The sequence below is a fragment of the Streptomyces carminius genome, assembly GCF_002794255.1.
In the GTDB taxonomy this organism is placed as follows: domain Bacteria; phylum Actinomycetota; class Actinomycetes; order Streptomycetales; family Streptomycetaceae; genus Streptomyces; species Streptomyces carminius.
In genome coordinates, this window is the sequence record NZ_PGGW01000045.1 from 1 (window position 1) to 16,305 (window position 16,305).

The following is a 16,305-nucleotide window of genomic DNA, read 5'->3' on the forward strand; positions in this document are numbered from 1 at the left end:
CGCAGTGGCTGACGGAGGCACCGGGAAACGGTCTTCGGCAGGACCGGCGTGGCGGGTGTGTCATGGTGCTCGCATGACGTGGAACGGTGAGGAGTACCAGGCTCGGTTCGACCGCATCGCCGCCCAGGGGAAGGATGTCCACGGTGAGGCCGCGCTGGTCCGTTCCTTCGCGCCGGCCACGGTCCTCGACGCGGGCTGCGGCACCGGACGGGTGGCCGCCGAACTGGCCCGCCACGGAATCACCGTGGTGGGCGTGGATGTCGACGAGTCGATGCTCGCCACCGCCCGGCGCCGGGCGCCGGAGATCCGCTGGCACCGGCGCGACCTGGTGGGACTCGATCTCAGGCAGTCGTTCGACGTCGTGGTGATGGCAGGCAACGTCCCCCTGTTCACCCCACCGGGCACGGAAGCGGACCTGGTGGCCGGGGCCGCGGGCCACGTCCGGCCGACCGGCCGTCTGGTCGCCGGGTTCTGCCTGGACCGCAACTACACACTGGACGACTACGACGCCCACTGCCGGGCGGCAGGACTCGCCCTCGAAGCCAGATACGCGACCTGGTCCCAGAATCCCTACACCGGCGGGCAGTACGCCGTCTCCGTGCACCGCAGGCCCTGACCACCCACCGCCGGCACCGCGTCCGCGGCAGCGCATGCCTGAGCACCCCGGCCGACCCAGCCACATTCCGGCCGGTGCGGGCTGTTCAACCCACACTGCGGTGGTGACACCGACAGCACAGAGGGCGCTCCGCCGCACAGGCGCCGCCCCATCGTGGACGTGGGATGACCTGGAGTGATCCCGCCGGCGCTCGCGGGCGTCGGCTGTGGGGCGGCGTGTCGGCCAGTGTCAGGGCAGCGGGCCGGCTCCTGGCCGAGGCCACCAACAAACCTGGACGCTTCCCGGGTGCTCGTCGGGCTCGTGGGGACTGCTGTGGTTCCCGTATGTGATGTCTCGCAGGTCCTGAGGTGGCGGGGTTGGTTCCGGGTGGTCCCGTCGGTGGTGCGGGTGGGTTCAGGCGTTCCAGCCGAGGGAGGAGACATAGGAGTAGGCGTCGTAGTCGGAGCCGAGATCCTGGATGAGATCGTCCCAGATCGCGTCGAGCGCCTCGTGGTCGTCGGCGAGCCAGGCGTCCACGGCCGCCTCCCACACGCGGGGGCGCACGGTCAAGCGGCGCACCTGGACATCCCTGCGGTGGGGGGCGGCCACGCGGGACTGGTCGACGGGGTCGATCTCGATGCGGGTGCCGCCGCCGGCCTTCAGGCGGCGTTTGAGATCGGCGGCGACGTTGCGGCGGCGCAGGTCCCAGTACGCGTCGTCGAGTTTGCGGCGGTTGGCGGGGGTGGGGAGGCGTTCTTCGGCCAGCCAGGCGTACAGGGTGCGGGGGGTGACGGTGAGGCCGGTGCGGTCCATGGCGGCGTATCCGGCCGGGGAGGTGGTCAGGTAGCGCAGGCGGGCCGCGATACCGCGTTGGGTGTCGGGTGGGGAGGTGATGCCGGTGACCATCTGCTCAATGCCCGCCCCGAGAGCGTCGGCGCCGGGGATGCCGTCGGCGCCGTACAGGCCTAGGCGCATCCAGCGGCCGGCCATCAGCGGCCCCCGGTGACGGTGTAGAGGACGGGTGCGCCGTCGCGGTCGGTCTTGACCTTCATCTCCCCCAGGCCCCGGCCCTGCTCCCAGACGCGGCGCCAGTCGCCGCCGGCCAGGTGCAGCTCATCGGTGCCGATGGCGGAGATGACGACCAGTCCGGCCTGGTGGGCCTTGTAGGCGCGGTTCCACAGGTTGGCGAAGGCCTGGGAGCGGATCAGGTGCGCCCAGTCCGGGCGGACGATCTCCCGATTGTGGGGAGACTCCCCCAGGGTGGAGACGAACTTGGAGTACATCGCCTTCACGTAGGCGGCGGTGACCTCATCCCCCGCCTGGAGGGCGTCTTCACGCGCCCCAGCCAGGAGCTGGCGCAGGGCATCGAGGAAGTTCTCCGTCGCCGAACTGGTCCACGACTCGTGAATCACCGGTGGTTCGCACAGCCGGTGGGCCGGGCCGGAGATCCGCAGCAGCAGCCGCAGGGTCGGCTCGGTCACCCACAACGGCCCCTCCTCTTCCCGGTCTCCCAGCGGACTGGGCAGGTGCGGGTGGTCCCAGGTGGGCGGGGTGATCAGGTGCACCCCGGAGCGCTTGCGGTCGTGCTCGGCGCCGGTGGAGTGCTCCAGCCTGCCGATCGGCAGCCAGGTTTTCATCGCCGACAGGTACGCGGCGTTCACATCCAGCGCGGTGACCGTCAGCTCGCCGTCGGGGGTGCGGCGGTAACCGGGGTGGCGCCAGGACGGGCGGGCCTCCCAGACCAGATCCGGGTCCTTCTTGCTGGGCTTGCGCAGAACCGGCGGGAGCGCCGGATAGGCGGTGTACTCATACCGGGCCCCGGCCCGGGTCCGGGCGAACAAGCCCATCACGTCCGGAATCGCCCGCTTGACCAGCGCCTGTGTGGCGGCGTCCGCGTCTCCGCCCGCACGCTGAAGCTCCCCCTCCACCGCGGCGGCGATGGTCTCCCGCAACTCGGCGCGCACCTGCTCCGCGGAAGAGGTACGACGGCGGGCCTGCTGGCGGGCATGCCCGGCGCGGGCCGCCTTCGCCACCGGGCTCTCGGTGTACCGCTCCGGCACGGCGGAGTGCTGCGACGGCCGGGCAGGGCCGGTGGAGACGGGCTCTGGCCGGGTCTCGGGAGCAGCACCCGCCCCCGCGGCACCGGCAGACACCGAGCCAGGGACGGGCCCTGCGGGGGCGGGGTGAATCTGAGCCAGACCCTCCAGCAACCGCAGGTACTTCATCCGCGCCGATGAGGACGGCAGTGGGCTGCGGGTCTCCAGGTTCACCACCGTCTGACGGCTCTTCACCTCGATGGCACTGGCCACATCCGCCAGTGACAGGTTCGCCGCCCGCCGCAGCCGCTGCCGCTCCTTCGGGTCGGCGAACTTCGCCGCCAGCCTGGCTTCCGCCAGCAGGGCTTCAACGCCTCCAAGGTCACCACTCATGACCCTATGCTACACGAAAAGTAGACACTTACTGGACATAAAATAGACAAAAATTAGATGAAGGCGGAGAGGAGCCGGTGAGGCGCAGTTGCCGCACCTCACCGACCCCCTTCGCGGCCGGTTCCGCCTTTGCTGGCAGCTGACTTCGACATGGCCGGCGCCGGCGAGCTGCACACCGGCCAACTCCTCCGCGCATCCCGCCGCGTCCCTTGTGGGAACCTCGGCGCTGAACGTGAAGGGGCCGCAGACAGACCGCCCCGGACCGCGCTCCGGCGCTCTTGAAACTCCCGCCCCGACATCGGTGAACACCGTCTTCGCCCGCGTCCCGTTGCGGGAGTTGCCGCTGCCCGGCCCCCGGCGTCGTGCTTCTCGTATCCGAGGTGATCGGTGATCTCGCCCCCGGGGCGGACTCCAGGACTCGCTTGGTCAGCTGCTGGAGCAGCCCGCCCTCCCCGGTCAACTGCAGACCCTCACTGCGGGCCCGGTCCACGAGCATCGCGACCAACTGCTCACCACTCGCCGGCACGGCCGCCGCCGGCTCACTACCCGGTATCTACTCGATGGTGGTGTCGCTCATCTGGCGTCTCCTTGATCATCGGATCCGCCAATCATTGGGCACTCCCCGTTCTGCATGGCACCGGCGGGGATTCGCAGCTCTGTTGCAGAGAGTGGTCACCCCGGGTTCACCATGCCGACGGCAGCCTCGGCGCAGGGCGTGGGAGGGACGGGTTGGGGGTGGGTGAGGTCGTAGGCGCGGTGCAGGCGGCTGCGGGGAGCGACCCGTCCGGCCAGAGCCTCCAAGTGCGGGGAGTGTTCAATGATCGGCGGATCCGACGATCAGGGAGACGCCGGACGAGCGACACCACCATCGGCCTGCCCGAGGCGGTGGAGAGCGGGCCTTGTCCCAAGGCCGGGAAGTTAGTGGTCACCCGCTGTTCGCAAGGCAGTTGATGTCCAAGCCGTGGCTGCGTAGAGGCCGGGGCCGATCTTGTGGATGAGTCCGCTGTCAGCCCGTCGGGAGAGTTGCCGATACATTGTGTCGAGCTGGATATCGCCGAAGCGGGCGGCGATCTGTGCGACTCTCCACAGGTGGGTCGGGTCGTCCTGGAGCAGAGCGAGAATGCGGTGCCGGCGGCGCTGGGCAGGGACGGTGTGCCGGTCGTCGCGCGAGACCGCGGGCAGTCCAGGTCCACGGGACACGGTGGTCGTTCCCCCTCGTCCGGGAGTGGCGGCCCGGCGCACCGGTCCCCGGTCGTGTACGCCGGTGCGCGCCGTGCCCGCAGGGTAGGTCGGCGAACTCGTGGGCCGGTGGAGCCGACCGGGCCCGCCCTCGGGGAGCGGCGAGCGGAGCTCCCCAGGTTCTGCAACGAGCTTCGGGCGAGCCTCCACCGGGTTTCCGGCGGGTCTCCGGTGGCCCCTGGGACGGTGCCCGGCGAGCGTGCGCGTCGCGGGCGCGCGCACCGCCGCACCGGGGCGTCGGGCGCGCCCGTGATCGCGCAGGTGCCGGAGGTGCTGCTGGTCAGGGGTGGGTGCGGGTGGGAGGTGGTTCAGGCGGCGCCGTCCGAGGCCGTCTCGGACGTGGTGTGTTCGGACTTGCTGTAGAGGACGTCGCGGGCCTGTTCCGCGGCGCGGGCGGTGCTCTCGGAGACGAAGTCGAGGAAGCGGGCGATGTTCTCCAGGCGGGAGCCGGCCGGGGTGTGGGAGCCGAGGACGCCCACTCCCTGCCGTGCGGTCTCGACGACCTGGGCGATGGACCGGGCACTGGCCATCATCGACCGGTACCAGACGTCGTCGTCGACGACGTAGCGCTCGCGGCGGCGTTCGTCGCGTTCGCGGCGGACGAAGCCCTGGCTCTCGAGGAACGCGATCGCCTTGGAGACGGACGCCGGGCTGACCTGGAGGTGCTGGGCGAGGTCGGACGCGGTGAGGCTGCCCGAGTCGGTGAGGCAGAGACTGGCCAGCACCCGGGCCATCATCTTGGGCATGCCCGAGGCCATGACGACGGTGGTGAACACCTCCTCGTACTCGCGCACCGCCTCGGCGTCGCGCCCGTGGGGCTGCGCCGGTGTCCCGAGGTTGCGGGGCGTGGTCTGCCGGCGGCGGCGGGAGCGGTGTTCGGTGGCACGGTGGGCCAGGTCGGCGCGGTAGGAGGTGGGGCCGCCGTTGCGCATCACCTCGCGGGTGATCGTCGAGGTGGGGCGGTCCAGGCGTCTGGCGATCTCCGCGTAGGCGAGGCCGTCGGCCAGTCCCAGCGCGATCTGCTGGCGTTCCTGCTGGGTGAGCCTGCCTCCCGGCATCGCGGTCTCCTCACATGGTCCGTGGTGTCTCCCGCCATCGTGGCTTCCACCATAGCGTTCAATCTCAATCTATTGCAACGAACAGAGCCAGGGATGTTGCATTAGCTTTATGGCCATTGCTACGTTTTCTCGCCTCTCGCCTGCGAAAATAACTCTCTCACGCGACGAGCGTGTTGCCACTTTCATGAACGCAACGTAGCGTTTCCATCGGTAGAAACAACGGACCGAAGGAGTGCACGATGCAGCGGAACAAGAACGCGACGCAGAGGTTCGACACCCCCGCCCCCGTCGCGGCCGTCCTCGACATCCCCGCGGGACGCGTCCGGTTCATCGCCGCCGACCAGGCCGACACCACCGTCGAGGTCCTGCCCGCCGACGCCTCCAGGAGCCGCGACGTGAAGGCGGCGGAGCAGACCACGGTCGTCTACGCCGACGGCACCCTGCGCATCGACGCCCCCGCCGCGAAGAACCAGGCCTTCGGATCCTCCGGCGCCCTTGAGGTGACCGTCCAGCTGCCCGCCGGCTCCCGCGTCGAGGCCAAGGCCGCCGACATCCGGCTGCACGGCACCGGACGGCTCGGCGACGTCGTCTTCGACAGCGCGCAGGGTGCGGTCAAGCTCGACGAGGCCGCGACCGCCCGCCTCACCCTCGCCGTCGGCGACATCACCGTGCACCGCCTCAACGGCCCCGCCGAGATCAGCACCCAAAAGGGCGACCTGCGCATCACCGAGGCCGTACGCGGCACGCTCACCCTGCGCACCGAGCACGGCGACATCACCGTCGGCGCCGCCCGCGGCACCTCCGCCACCCTCGACGCCGGCACCACCCACGGACGTATCGAGAACACCCTCACCAACACCGACGGACCCGACGCCGGCCTGACCATCCACGCCACCACCGCCTACGGCGACATCACCGCCCGCAGCCTGTAGAAGGAGCTCTTCTCATGACCAAGCCGGCCATCGCAGCGAACGGGCTGCGCAAGTCGTACGGCGACAAGACCGTGCTCGACGGCGTCGACCTGATCGTCCCCGGGGGAACAGTCTTCTCCCTGCTCGGCCCGAACGGGGCCGGCAAGACCACCACCGTGCAGATCCTGTCCACGCTGACCGCCGCCGACGGCGGGCAGGTCCAGGTCGCCAGTCACGACGTCGCCGCGGACCCGCAGGCGGTGCGTGCCGCGATCGGTGTCACGGGGCAGTTCTCCGCCGTGGACGGTCTGATCACCGGTGAGGAGAACATGCTCCTCATGGCCGACCTGCACCACCTGTCCCGGCAGGAGGGCCGGCGGGTGACCGCCGAACTGCTGGAGCGCTTCGACCTGGTGGAGGCGGCGAAGAAGCCCGCCTCGACGTACTCGGGCGGCATGAAGCGCCGCCTCGACATCGCGATGACGCTGGTCGGCGGCCCGCGGATCATCTTCCTGGACGAGCCCACCACCGGTCTGGACCCGCGTTCCCGGCACAACATGTGGGGGATCATCCGAGAGCTGGTCTCCGACGGCGTCACCGTCTTCCTCACCACGCAGTACCTGGAGGAGGCCGACGAGCTCGCCGACCGCATCGCGGTACTGAACGACGGCAGGATCGCCGCCGAGGGCACCGCCGCCGAGCTCAAGCGCCTCGTCCCCGGCGGGCACGTACGGCTCCGCTTCACCGACCCCGTCGCCTACCAGGCCGCCGCCCTCGCGCTGGACCGGGCGACCCGGGACGACGACGCGCTCGCCCTGCAGATCCCCAACGACGGCAGCCAGCGCGAGCTGCGCTCCATCCTGGACTGGCTGGACTCCGCCGGCATCGAGGCCGACGAACTGACCGTCCACACCCCCGACCTCGACGACGTGTTCTTCGCCCTGACCAGCGGCGCCGGCGTCCCCACCCAGCCCAAGGAGGCTGCCCGATGAGTTCCTTGTCCCTCGCCGCGCGCGACTCGAACACGATGCTGCGCCGCAACCTGCTGCACGCGCGCCGCTACCCCTCGCTCACCCTGAACCTGCTGCTCACGCCGATCATGCTGCTCCTGCTGTTCGTCTACATCTTCGGCGACACCATGAGCGCGGGCATCGGCGGCGGCGGCCGCTCCGCCTACATCGCCTACATCGTCCCCGGTCTGCTGCTGATGACCATCGGTTCCACCGTCATCGGCACCGCGGTCTCCGTCTCCAACGACATGACCGAGGGCATCATCGCCCGCTTCCGCACCATGGCCATCCACCGGCCCTCCATCCTCGTCGGCCACGTCGCCGGCAGCGTCCTGCAGTCGATCCTGAGCGTGGTCCTCGTCGGTGCCGTCGGCGTGGCCATCGGCTTCCGGTCCACCGACGCCACCGCGCTGGAGTGGCTGGCGGCCTTCGGGCTGCTCGTCCTCTTCACGCTGGCGCTCACCTGGATCGCCGTCGGCATGGGCCTGGTCAGCCCCAACGCCGAGGCCGCCAGCAACAACGCCATGCCGCTGATCCTGCTGCCGCTCCTGTCCAGTGCCTTCGTGCCGGTCGGCTCGATGCCGGGCTGGTTCCAGCCGATCGCCGAGTACCAGCCCTTCACGCCGGCCATCGAGACCCTGCGCGGCCTGCTCCTGGGCACCGAGATCGGCCACAACGGCTGGCTCGCCGTCGTCTGGTGCCTGGCTCTGACCGTCCTCGGCTACTTCTGGTCCACGTCGACCTTCAACCGCGACGGGAAGTAATCCGCCCCGCGACAGCGCGGGCCGCCCCGCCCGCACCCCCGCCGGCAACGTCACACAACGAACGCCCCCGTCCACGAAGGCCCGTCGCCGCTGTCTCCCTGACAGCGGCGACGGGCCTTCGCCCAGTGTCGTCAGTAGCGGTAGTGGTCCGGCTTGTACGGGCCCTCGGGCTCGACGCCGATGTACGCCGCCTGCTCCGGACGCAGCGTCGTCAGCTTGACGCCGAGGGCGTCGAGGTGGAGGCGGGCGACCTTCTCGTCCAGGTGCTTGGGCAGCACGTGGACGCCCGTCCCGTACGCGTCGGGATTGGTGAACAGCCCGATCTGGGCCAGGGTCTGGTCCGCGAACGAGTTGGACATCACGAACGGCGGGTGGCCGGTGGCGTTGCCCAGGTTCAGCAGACGGCCCTCCGACAGCACGATGATCTTCTTGCCGCCGGGGAAGGTCCACGTGTGGACCTGCGGCTTGACCTCGTCCTTGACGATGCCGGGGACCTTCGCCAGCCCGGCCATGTCGATCTCGTTGTCGAAGTGGCCGATGTCCCCGATGATCGCCTGGTGCTTCATCCTGACCATGTCCGAGGCCATGATGATGTCCTTGTTGCCGGTGGTCGTGATGAAGATGTCGGCCTTGTCGACGACCTCGTCCAGCGTCGTGACCTGGTAGCCGTCCATCGCCGCCTGCAGGGCGCAGATCGGGTCGATCTCGGTGACGACGACGCGGGCGCCCTGGCCGCGCAGGGACTCCGCGCAGCCCTTGCCCACGTCGCCGTAGCCGCACACGACCGCGGTCTTGCCGCCGATCAGCACGTCCGTGGCGCGGTTGATGCCGTCGACCAGGGAGTGGCGGCAGCCGTACTTGTTGTCGAACTTCGACTTCGTCACCGCGTCGTTCACGTTGATGACCGGGAACAGGAGAGAACCCTCGCGGTGCATCTCGTACAGGCGGTGGACGCCGGTCGTGGTCTCCTCCGTCACCCCGCGGATCTGCGCGGCGATGCCGGTCCAGTCGACGGTGCTCGCCTTCAGCAGGGCGGCCACGGCCGCCAGTTCCTCGTTGTCGGCCGGGGGCAGTTCGCCGGTCTTGAGGTACTCGACGCCCCGGTGGACGAGGGTGGTGGCGTCACCGCCGTCGTCCAGGATCATGTTCGGGCCGCCGGTGGGGCTGTCGGGCCAGGTCAGGGCCTGCTCCGTGCACCACCAGTACTCCTGGAGCGTCTCGCCCTTCCAGGCGAAGACCGGAATGCCGGCGGCGGCTATCGCGGCGGCCGCGTGGTCCTGGGTGGAGAAGATGTTGCAGGACGCCCAGCGGACCTCGGCGCCCAGGGCCACCAGGGTCTCGATCGGTACGGCGGTCTGCACCGTCATGTGCAGGGAACCGGTGATGCGGGCGCCGGCGAGGGGCTTGGCACCGGCGTATTCCTTGCGGAGCGCCATCAGGCCGGGCATCTCGTGCTCGGCGAGGGTGATCTCCTTGCGGCCGAAGGCGGCCAGCGACAGGTCGGCGACCTTGAAATCCGCGAACTCAGGCGACACGAATGCTCCTTGAACTGATGACGTTACGGTGGATGTCCAGGGCCGCGGTGGACCTGTTCAGGGTGATGTAGTGCAGTCCGGGCGCGCCCTCCGCCAGGAGGCGTCCGGCCATGGCGGTGGCGTACTCGACGCCGATGCGGTGGCCCGCGGCGCGATCGTCGCGGGCGGCTTCCAGACGGTGGGCCAGGTCTTCGGGGAAGGCGGCGTCGCTCAGTTCGGCGAAGCGGCGGATCTGGCGTACGTCGGTGGCGGGCATGATCTCGGGGACGATCGGGATGTCGCAGCCGGCCGCCGCCACCCGGTCGCGCAGCCGCAGGTAGTCCTCGACGTGGAAGAACATCTGCGTGATGGCGTAGTCGGCGCCGGCGCGGCACTTGGCCACGAAGTGCCGGATGTCGGTGTCCCAGTCGGGCGAGCGGGGATGGCGTTCGGGGAAGGCGGCGACGCCTATGGTGAGGTTCCCCAGGGAACGGACGAGCTCGACCAGCTGGTAGGTGTGGGTGAAGCCGTCCGGGTGCGGCACCCACGGTCCTCGGGGGTCGCCGGGGGGATCGCCGCGCAGCACGAGGACGTCCCTGATGCCGGCGTCGGCGTAGGCGCCGATGATCTGCCGCAGCTCGGCGGCCGAGTGGCCCACGGCGGTGAGGTGCGCGACCGGACGCAGCGTCGTCTCCGCCGCGATGCGCCGGGTGACCTCGATGGTCCGGTCCCGGGAGGAGCCGCCGGCGCCGTAGGTCACGGAGACGAAGTCCGGGCGCAGCGTCTCCACCCGGCGGATCGCCTGCCACAGGGTCCGCTCGCCGGCGGCGGTCTTCGGCGGGAAGAACTCGAAGGAGAAGGTCGTCACGCGCGGCCTCCCGCGTTGAAGTAGTTCGCCTCGGGGTGGTGGACGACGATGGCGTCGGTGGACTGCTCGGGGTGGAGCTGGAACTCCTCCGACAGGTGGACGCCGATGCGTTCCGGCCGGAGCAGGTGGGCGATCTTCGCCCGGTCCGCCAGGTCGGGGCAGGCCGGGTAGCCCTGCGAGTAGCGGCAGCCCTGGTACTCGGTGTGCAGCATGCCGTCCAGCGAGTCCGGGTCGTCCGCCGCGATGCCGAGTTCGGTGCGGACGCGGGCGTGCCAGTACTCGGCGAGGGCTTCGGCGAGCTGGACGGACAGGCCGTGCAGTTCGAGGTAGTCGCGGTAGGCGTCGGCCCCGAAGAGGCGGGTGGTCTCCTCGCCGATGCGGGAGCCGACGGTGACGACCTGGAAGCCGACGACGTCCCTCTCCCCGGACTCCTCGGCTCTGAAGAAGTCCGCCAGGCACAGCCGTCGCCCGCGGCGCTGGCGCGGGAAGGTGAAGCGGGTGCGCTCGTTGCCCGCCTCGTCCAGGACGATCAGGTCGTCGTCCTTGGAGACGCACGGGAAGTAGCCGTGCACCACGGCCGCTTCGAGGAGGCTGTCCGTCTGGAGGCGGTCCAGCAGGCCGCGCTGCCGCGGCCGGCGGACGCCCGTCCCGCCGGAACGCCACCGAGTTGACCGAACCGGTATGGCCCGTGAGCCGAGCCAGCACCCGGGGGCGGCGTACCGGCGGCCGGGCTCCACAGACCCACGGTCTGGTCGTAGCTGCCAGTGGCCAGCATCCGCCCGTCAGGACTGAAGGCCACGGAGTAGACCGAGCTTGCGTGGCCGGCCATCACCGGCCCGGGCTGATCCCACAACCGTACGGTCTGGTCCCTGCTGCCAGTGGCCAAGGTGCGCCCGTCGGGGCTGAACGCCAGCGTATCGACACTGTCGGTGTGTCCCATGAGAACCGGCAGTTCACGGACGGGACCGGAATGCGACACCGACCATCGGCGCACCGTCGCGTCCACACCGGTGGTGGCCAGGATCCGGGTTCTGGCTCACTTTCCGTGCCAGCACCACGGACGGTCACCGAAACCACGATCATGAACGACCATGGGTGACACGTTCCTCCGTGACCTCTGGTTCCACCATGTCGACGGCGCCCAGGTGGAACAGGTCGTGGCCGGTGCCGAGCCGGTCGGACCGGTGCTCAGCCGGCTGGTGCCGGGCGAACCCGAGGTCCACGGCCGGCCGGTGCTGCTGGAGCACCGGGGCCCGCCGCAGCCGGCCGGCATCGATCTCTCCGCGGGCCACCGCCGCACAGAGCCCCCCGTGACCGCGGCGGTGTTCGCCCACCAGCGAAAGCTCGGCCAGTGACCTGACCGGCCCGTCACCACACAGGACAGCGTCGGCCGGCTCGGACAACGCATCCGAACGAGCGATGAGACAGGAGTGGAACTCGCCCCGGAAGCATGACAGTTGCGCCAGAGCCTCCGGCCGGACGTCGCGGTGCAGCAGACTCATCCTCACGGCCTTCGTGCTGGACGTGTGCTCCTTGACCGGAGCACATGTTCGTACGAAGGCCGCTTCGGTGTCCGCCGGACACCGAAGCGAGTGATCAGGTTCGAGGCGCCATTCGGCGCTGGACGTCAAAGACCAAGCTCAGTGCCTGCTCCTGGACCTCCTTCTGGGCTGGTCGGGGTCCGTTCTTGCGCTCTGGGCGTGAGGGCCTGCCGCTCGGTGAACGGTCACCGTGACCGGTTGCCGAACGGCTCATCGGTCGGGATGGCCACGAGCTGCCGCAGCCGAAGCGGCCGGTCCGAGCAGCCCCGGACCGGCCGCTTCACAGCGAGGGCCGGCACCGTGGTGGTCGCTGTCCTGCTTGCGTGCGGCAGAGGATCGGCGGTCGGCGAGGCCGTGCGGGACAGGTCAGTTGAAGGCTGTGGCCACGGCGTCCGAGAGCTGGTTCAGTACGTCCCGCGAGAGTTGCACCGAGCCGGTGAACGAGAGGAAGCCGTGAACGGCTCCCTCGACCGGGAGGTGCTGGACCGGCACGCCGGCGTCGGCCAGCTTGCGGGCGTAGTGGTCGCCCTGGTCGCGCAGGGGGTCGTTCTCGGCGGTGACGACGACGGCAGGAGCGAGTCCGGCCAGTTCGTCACAGCGCGCCGGCGAGACCCGCGGGTCGGCGCCCTGGTCCGGGGTGCTGAGGTAGGCGCCCCAGAACCACTCGAGGTAGGAACGGGAGAGGACCGGGCCCGTCATGTTCTCGTACATTGAGGGGCTGTCGTCGAACCGGTCGACCGCCGGGTAGGCGAGCACCTGGAGCGTGATGCGGGGTCCCCCGAGGCGCAGGGATTCCTGTGCGAGAACCGCGGCAAGGTTGCCGCCGGCGCTCTCGCCGAACACGGCGATGCGCTCTCCGTCGCCCCCGAAGCCGGGGGCGTTGTCCGCGACCCAGGTCAGCGCGGCGTAGGCGTCGTCGACCGCGGCCGGGAAGCGGTGCTCGGGTGCCAGCCGGTAGTCCACGGAGACCACGATCGTGCCGGAGCGGCCGGCCACGGTGCGGGCCATGTTGTCCTGGGTGTCCAGGTTGCCGAAGACCCACCCGCCGCCGTGGAAGAAGAGCGTCACGGGCAGTGGCCCGGCGTCCGGCTCGGCGAGGGGCCGGTAGATACGGACGGGTATGCCGCGGCCGTCGGCAGCGGCCGTGGTGTCCCGGACGTCGGCGACCGGTATGGGAGCGCCGGCCAGGGCGCCGAAGGCGCGCCCGAACGCGCGGTTCTCCGCCACCGTCAGGGTCTCGGGAGCCGGTCCGCCTGCTGCGGCCACTTGCTTGAGCAGGCTCTCGATCTGGGGATCCAGGGGCATGGCACTCACCTGTTCTGAAGAGACGGCCACCCGGGATGGAATGACCTTTCCAGGATCATCGGCGGAGCATAGCTGGAATGTCAATTCCAACTTGGGTAGCGTGGGCATATGAACGCACCAGCGAAGGCCGGGGAGTCGAAGAGGCAGCGGCTCACCAAGGGCGGCCGCAAGACCCGCGAACGCATCATCGAGGCCGCCGCGGAACTGATGTTCCACCGCGGCGCGGGAGGCACGAGCATCCCGGACATCCAGGCGGCCGCCGGGGTCAGCGCATCGCAGATCTACCACTACTTCGGCGACAAGCAGGGCCTGGTCCTGGCGGTCATCGACCACCAGACGGACACCCAGCTCGCCCGGCAGCGTCCGCTGCTGGACAGCCTGGACAGCATCGAGGCCCTGCGCGAGTGGTGCGACAGGGCAGGGAACCGGCAGGACGCAAGAGGATGCGAAGGCGGCTGCGAGATCGGCTCGCTCGCCAGCGAACTCGCCGACAGCGATCAGTCGGCGCGGACCAGACTCGTCTCCGCCTTCGACCGGTGGGAAGACCCCATCAGGTCAGGACTCGCACGCATGCAGGAACGGGGCGAGCTGAGCGAGCGCGCCGACACCGCCGCGCTCGCCACCGCTCTGCTGGCCGCCATCCAGGGCGGCATGCTGCTCTCCCAGGTCCGCCGGTCGAGCACCGCCTACCGGCAGGCCGTGTCAGCGGTGCTCGACCACATCGAGAGCTACCTCGTCCGGTAGCGGCCCGGGGGCGCCGGCTCACCACTGACACCCTTGACCTGCTGACACAGATTTCAGAAGCAGGCACTGACCAACTGAGCGAGGGCTGCGGGTGCCGGCCCCGGACAGGATGCTGCCGGCCGTGCCCGGCTCTGCGGGCAACAACGAGGCAACCCCAGCCGCTCCAGTCGCGATATCAACACAAGCAACGGCATTGTCATCCGCTCGACAGGGGGACCCAGTCATGCCGGGCCCGGAGGCCAGTGGCCCTCTTGCAGGACCGCGGAAAACGCAACGGGGGCGGGACCGGGCGCCGGGAATGCTTGTCAATTCCTGTGGATGTCGTCGCGTGACGTGATGACCGGGGAGGCGGACGCCTACGCCGTCCGGGCGTTGATGGCCGGCGGTTCGGCCGGGCGTGCGAGGGTGTCGTCATGTTGATCGCGATGGCGGGTCTGCCCGGTGCGGGGAAGAGTTCGGTCGCCGGGGCGTTGGGGCGCAAGCTGGCTGCTCCGGTCGTGTCCGTGGACCCGATCGAGGCGGCGATGTGGCGTGCGGGGGTGGCCCGTGACCAGCCCACGGGCCTGGCGGCGTATGTCGTGGCCGAGGCCGTGGCCGATGGTGTGCTCGGCATGGGCCAAACCGTGATCGTCGATGCGGTCAACGCCGTGGAAGCGGCGCGGGGACAGTGGCGGTCGCTGGCGGCTCGTCATGGTGTGCCGGCGGTGTTCATCGAGGTGGTGTGCTCGGATCCGTTGGTGCACCGCCGTCGGTTGGAGAACCGGTCCAGGGGGATCGAGGGCTTCGCTGAGCCGACGTGGGAGGCCGTGCAACGGCTGCGGGAGGGATTCGCCTCATGGGCCGATCACCGGTTGGTGCTGGATACGGTGACCGACTTGTCGTCGAACGTTGCGACGGCCTCCGGGTTCCTCTCCGCGAAAGCCTGATCCTCAAGTGGTGCGAGATCAGTAGTCAGAGTCTGTGGATCGTGGGGTAGTCCAGGCTGCGTGGGCTTCCGGGCGTTCGGTGAGGTGGCCGTGTTCGAAGCGGGCCCCGGCGCGGACGAGGGCGACGAGGTGAGGTGCGTTTACGGCCCGCCGGCGGGTCCGGGCGGACTCGACGAGCTTTGAAGACCACGGCCAGGGCGGCGGCCGCGCTGCCGGCGCCCTGGGTGACCTTCGTGCGCAGACGGACGGTGGCGAAGGCCGACTCGACCGGATTCATGGTCCGCAGACGGATCCAGTGCTCAGCGGGAAAGTCATAGAACGCCGGCAGCAGTTCGTCCACGTCGTCAGTGATCCTCTTGACGGCCCTGGGGAACCCCGCCCCGCAGGTCTTGGCGTACGCTCCGGCCGCTCTCACGGCCTGCTCACGGTCCTCGGCGTCGCAGATCTCCTGCAGGCTTTCTCCGCACCGGGCTGGGCAGACCTCGGCAGGGCGTTCGCGACATCGGCGATCTTGTGACCCCAGCACCTTTGACGGCGCGTCCCGGGGAAGACCTCGGCCAGGGCCTTCCAGAAGCCAAGCGCACCATCGCCGACCGCGCAAAGGGGAGCGCGCGTCCCTCGCCGAGCACAGTCGCGCAGGAGATCTGCCCAGGAGTCGGCAGGTTCGCGGTAGCCGTCGCTCATCGCGATCAGTTCCTTGGTGCCGTCCGCGCGAACGCCCCTCAGCACGAGCACGCATGACTTGGCCTCCCGCAGGTGTATGCGCAGGTGGATGCCGTCGGCCCACACGTAGACGTAGTCGCTGGCAGACAGGTCGCGCTCGCCGAACGCCTGGTGGTCGGCCTGCCATTGCCGGGTGAGCCGGGTGACCGTCGCGGGTGAGAGGCCGGCCGCCGAGCCGGGGAACCGCTCCAGCGCAGGCACGAAGTCGCCGGAGGGCAGGCCATGGAGATGGAGCCGGGGCAGCACCTCGCTGATTTTCGGGGACTTACGGCCCCAGGGCGGCAGGACGGCCGAGGAGAACCGCTTGCGCTCGCCGGTGGCCTCGTCGACGCGCTTGTCGTTCACCCTCGGGGCCTTCACCTCCACCGCTCCGGCCACGGTGGTGACCTTCCTCGGCCGGTGGCAGCCGTTGCGGACCACCAGGCGATACCCGTGCTCGTCACGCTGATCAGTCAACTCGGCTGTGTGGGCGTTGACTTCGGCTTCCAGGGCAGCGGCCAGCATTCGCCTCGCGCCGTCGCGGAGGATGTCGTCGATCAGGGAGCCGGTCTCGGTTGTTCCATCGGCATTCACTACGCCCAGCACGGGCGTGCCTTCCCGGCCGACGGTGCAACGTCGGCCTACTCGATGACCAGAAGCCGATCACTCGGGAAGGTACGCCCCTCGCGTCCAGTCCGA

Annotated in this window: 14 protein-coding genes and 4 pseudogenes; 7 read left to right on the forward strand and 11 right to left on the reverse strand. The window is 70.0% G+C overall.

Going from position 1 to position 16,305, the window contains the following annotated elements:
* Positions 1-73: 73 nt before the first annotated feature.
* Positions 74-616, forward strand: coding sequence for a class I SAM-dependent methyltransferase (locus tag CUT44_RS13300; protein WP_100202179.1), 543 nt, complete (start codon positions 74-76; stop codon positions 614-616).
* A gap of 393 nt (positions 617-1,009) precedes the next feature.
* On the opposite strand, the gene CUT44_RS13305 is transcribed toward CUT44_RS13300, so the two are convergent.
* The 4 genes and pseudogenes from CUT44_RS13305 to CUT44_RS13325 all read right to left on the reverse strand — a co-directional run bounded on the left by CUT44_RS13305 (position 1,010) and on the right by CUT44_RS13325 (position 5,321).
* Positions 1,010-1,585, reverse strand: coding sequence for a transcriptional regulator (locus CUT44_RS13305; protein WP_100202180.1), 576 nt, complete (start codon positions 1,583-1,585; stop codon positions 1,010-1,012).
* A complete protein-coding gene (locus CUT44_RS13310; RefSeq protein ID WP_100202181.1) occupies positions 1,585-3,024 on the reverse strand; it encodes a DNA-binding protein in 1,440 nt (479 codons plus the stop codon). The genes CUT44_RS13305 and CUT44_RS13310 overlap by 1 nt, the downstream gene beginning before the upstream one ends.
* Positions 3,025-3,315: 291 nt before the next feature.
* Positions 3,316-3,520, reverse strand: a pseudogene (locus tag CUT44_RS34005) (transposase); the annotation flags it as partial.
* 1,051 nt (positions 3,521-4,571) lie between these two features.
* Positions 4,572-5,321, reverse strand: a complete 750-nt coding sequence (locus tag CUT44_RS13325) for a GbsR/MarR family transcriptional regulator (protein ID WP_100202183.1) — start codon at positions 5,319-5,321, stop codon at positions 4,572-4,574.
* Between the two features lie 239 nt (positions 5,322-5,560).
* Here CUT44_RS13325 and CUT44_RS13330 point away from each other — a divergent pair, with 239 nt between their 5' ends.
* From CUT44_RS13330 to CUT44_RS13340, 3 genes are read left to right on the forward strand one after another with little or no spacing between them, the layout of a single operon-like run.
* The gene (locus tag CUT44_RS13330) at positions 5,561-6,253 is read left to right on the forward strand and encodes a DUF4097 family beta strand repeat-containing protein (protein WP_100202184.1); all 693 of its coding nucleotides are present in this window, start codon (positions 5,561-5,563) and stop codon (positions 6,251-6,253) included.
* A gap of 14 nt (positions 6,254-6,267) precedes the next feature.
* Positions 6,268-7,224 carry an ATP-binding cassette domain-containing protein gene (locus CUT44_RS13335; protein WP_100202185.1) on the forward strand — a complete coding sequence of 319 codons (957 nt, stop codon included), beginning with the start codon at positions 6,268-6,270 and terminating at the stop codon, positions 7,222-7,224.
* Positions 7,221-8,006, forward strand: coding sequence for an ABC transporter permease (locus CUT44_RS13340; RefSeq protein WP_100202186.1), 786 nt, complete (start codon positions 7,221-7,223; stop codon positions 8,004-8,006). The genes CUT44_RS13335 and CUT44_RS13340 overlap by 4 nt, the downstream gene beginning before the upstream one ends.
* A 131-nt stretch (positions 8,007-8,137) precedes the next feature.
* Here CUT44_RS13340 and ahcY read toward each other — a convergent pair whose 3' ends face one another.
* From ahcY to CUT44_RS34865, 4 genes and pseudogenes are all read right to left on the reverse strand, one after another.
* Positions 8,138-9,541 carry an adenosylhomocysteinase gene (gene ahcY / locus CUT44_RS13345; RefSeq protein ID WP_100202187.1) on the reverse strand — a complete coding sequence of 468 codons (1,404 nt, stop codon included), beginning with the start codon at positions 9,539-9,541 and terminating at the stop codon, positions 8,138-8,140.
* Positions 9,531-10,388 (reverse strand): methylenetetrahydrofolate reductase [NAD(P)H], encoded by an 858-nt coding sequence (gene metF, locus CUT44_RS13350; RefSeq protein ID WP_100202240.1) that lies wholly within the window; start codon positions 10,386-10,388, stop codon positions 9,531-9,533. Before metF ends, ahcY begins: the two co-directional genes overlap by 11 nt.
* A pseudogene (locus tag CUT44_RS13355) lies at positions 10,385-11,023 on the reverse strand (vitamin B12 dependent-methionine synthase activation domain-containing protein); the annotation flags it as partial. The gene metF and the pseudogene CUT44_RS13355, both read right to left, overlap by 4 nt.
* The gene (locus tag CUT44_RS34865) at positions 10,918-11,328 is read right to left on the reverse strand and encodes a WD40 repeat domain-containing protein (protein WP_233221390.1); all 411 of its coding nucleotides are present in this window, start codon (positions 11,326-11,328) and stop codon (positions 10,918-10,920) included. The gene CUT44_RS34865 and the pseudogene CUT44_RS13355, both read right to left, overlap by 106 nt.
* A 151-nt stretch (positions 11,329-11,479) precedes the next feature.
* Here CUT44_RS34865 and CUT44_RS33110 point away from each other — a divergent pair, with 151 nt between their 5' ends.
* On the forward strand, positions 11,480-11,743 hold the full coding sequence (locus tag CUT44_RS33110; protein WP_158239610.1) for a hypothetical protein: 264 nt from the start codon (positions 11,480-11,482) through the stop codon (positions 11,741-11,743).
* On the opposite strand, the pseudogene CUT44_RS34705 reads toward CUT44_RS33110, so the two are convergent.
* Both CUT44_RS34705 and CUT44_RS13370 read right to left on the reverse strand, forming a co-directional pair.
* Positions 11,639-11,890: pseudogene (locus tag CUT44_RS34705) on the reverse strand (NF041680 family putative transposase); the annotation flags it as partial. The gene CUT44_RS33110 and the pseudogene CUT44_RS34705 overlap by 105 nt on opposite strands.
* A 405-nt stretch (positions 11,891-12,295) precedes the next feature.
* A complete protein-coding gene (locus CUT44_RS13370; RefSeq protein WP_100202188.1) occupies positions 12,296-13,234 on the reverse strand; it encodes an alpha/beta hydrolase in 939 nt (312 codons plus the stop codon).
* Positions 13,235-13,342: 108 nt separating this feature from the next.
* Here CUT44_RS13370 and CUT44_RS13375 point away from each other — a divergent pair, with 108 nt between their 5' ends.
* Together CUT44_RS13375 and CUT44_RS13380 are read left to right on the forward strand one after the other, a co-directional pair.
* Positions 13,343-13,978 carry a TetR/AcrR family transcriptional regulator gene (locus CUT44_RS13375; protein ID WP_100202189.1) on the forward strand — a complete coding sequence of 212 codons (636 nt, stop codon included), beginning with the start codon at positions 13,343-13,345 and terminating at the stop codon, positions 13,976-13,978.
* 413 nt (positions 13,979-14,391) lie between these two features.
* A complete protein-coding gene (locus tag CUT44_RS13380) occupies positions 14,392-14,904 on the forward strand; it encodes an AAA family ATPase (RefSeq protein WP_100202190.1) in 513 nt (170 codons plus the stop codon).
* Between the two features lie 18 nt (positions 14,905-14,922).
* Here the strand turns inward: CUT44_RS13380 and CUT44_RS13385 are convergent.
* A pseudogene (locus tag CUT44_RS13385) lies at positions 14,923-16,212 on the reverse strand (IS256 family transposase).
* Positions 16,213-16,305: the final 93 nt, after the last annotated feature.

Coding starts and splice junctions, on each gene's coding strand:
- CUT44_RS13300 (WP_100202179.1), top strand. CDS start 74: ATGACGTGGAACGGTGAGGAGTACCAGGCTCGGTTCGACCGCATCGCC.
- CUT44_RS13305 (WP_100202180.1), bottom strand. CDS start 1,585: ATGGCCGGCCGCTGGATGCGCCTAGGCCTGTACGGCGCCGACGGCATC.
- CUT44_RS13310 (WP_100202181.1), bottom strand. CDS start 3,024: ATGAGTGGTGACCTTGGAGGCGTTGAAGCCCTGCTGGCGGAAGCCAGG.
- CUT44_RS13325 (WP_100202183.1), bottom strand. CDS start 5,321: ATGCCGGGAGGCAGGCTCACCCAGCAGGAACGCCAGCAGATCGCGCTG.
- CUT44_RS13330 (WP_100202184.1), top strand. CDS start 5,561: ATGCAGCGGAACAAGAACGCGACGCAGAGGTTCGACACCCCCGCCCCC.
- CUT44_RS13335 (WP_100202185.1), top strand. CDS start 6,268: ATGACCAAGCCGGCCATCGCAGCGAACGGGCTGCGCAAGTCGTACGGC.
- CUT44_RS13340 (WP_100202186.1), top strand. CDS start 7,221: ATGAGTTCCTTGTCCCTCGCCGCGCGCGACTCGAACACGATGCTGCGC.
- CUT44_RS34865 (WP_233221390.1), bottom strand. CDS start 11,328: ATGGGACACACCGACAGTGTCGATACGCTGGCGTTCAGCCCCGACGGG.
- CUT44_RS33110 (WP_158239610.1), top strand. CDS start 11,480: ATGGGTGACACGTTCCTCCGTGACCTCTGGTTCCACCATGTCGACGGC.
- CUT44_RS13370 (WP_100202188.1), bottom strand. CDS start 13,234: ATGCCCCTGGATCCCCAGATCGAGAGCCTGCTCAAGCAAGTGGCCGCA.
- CUT44_RS13375 (WP_100202189.1), top strand. CDS start 13,343: ATGAACGCACCAGCGAAGGCCGGGGAGTCGAAGAGGCAGCGGCTCACC.
- CUT44_RS13380 (WP_100202190.1), top strand. CDS start 14,392: ATGTTGATCGCGATGGCGGGTCTGCCCGGTGCGGGGAAGAGTTCGGTC.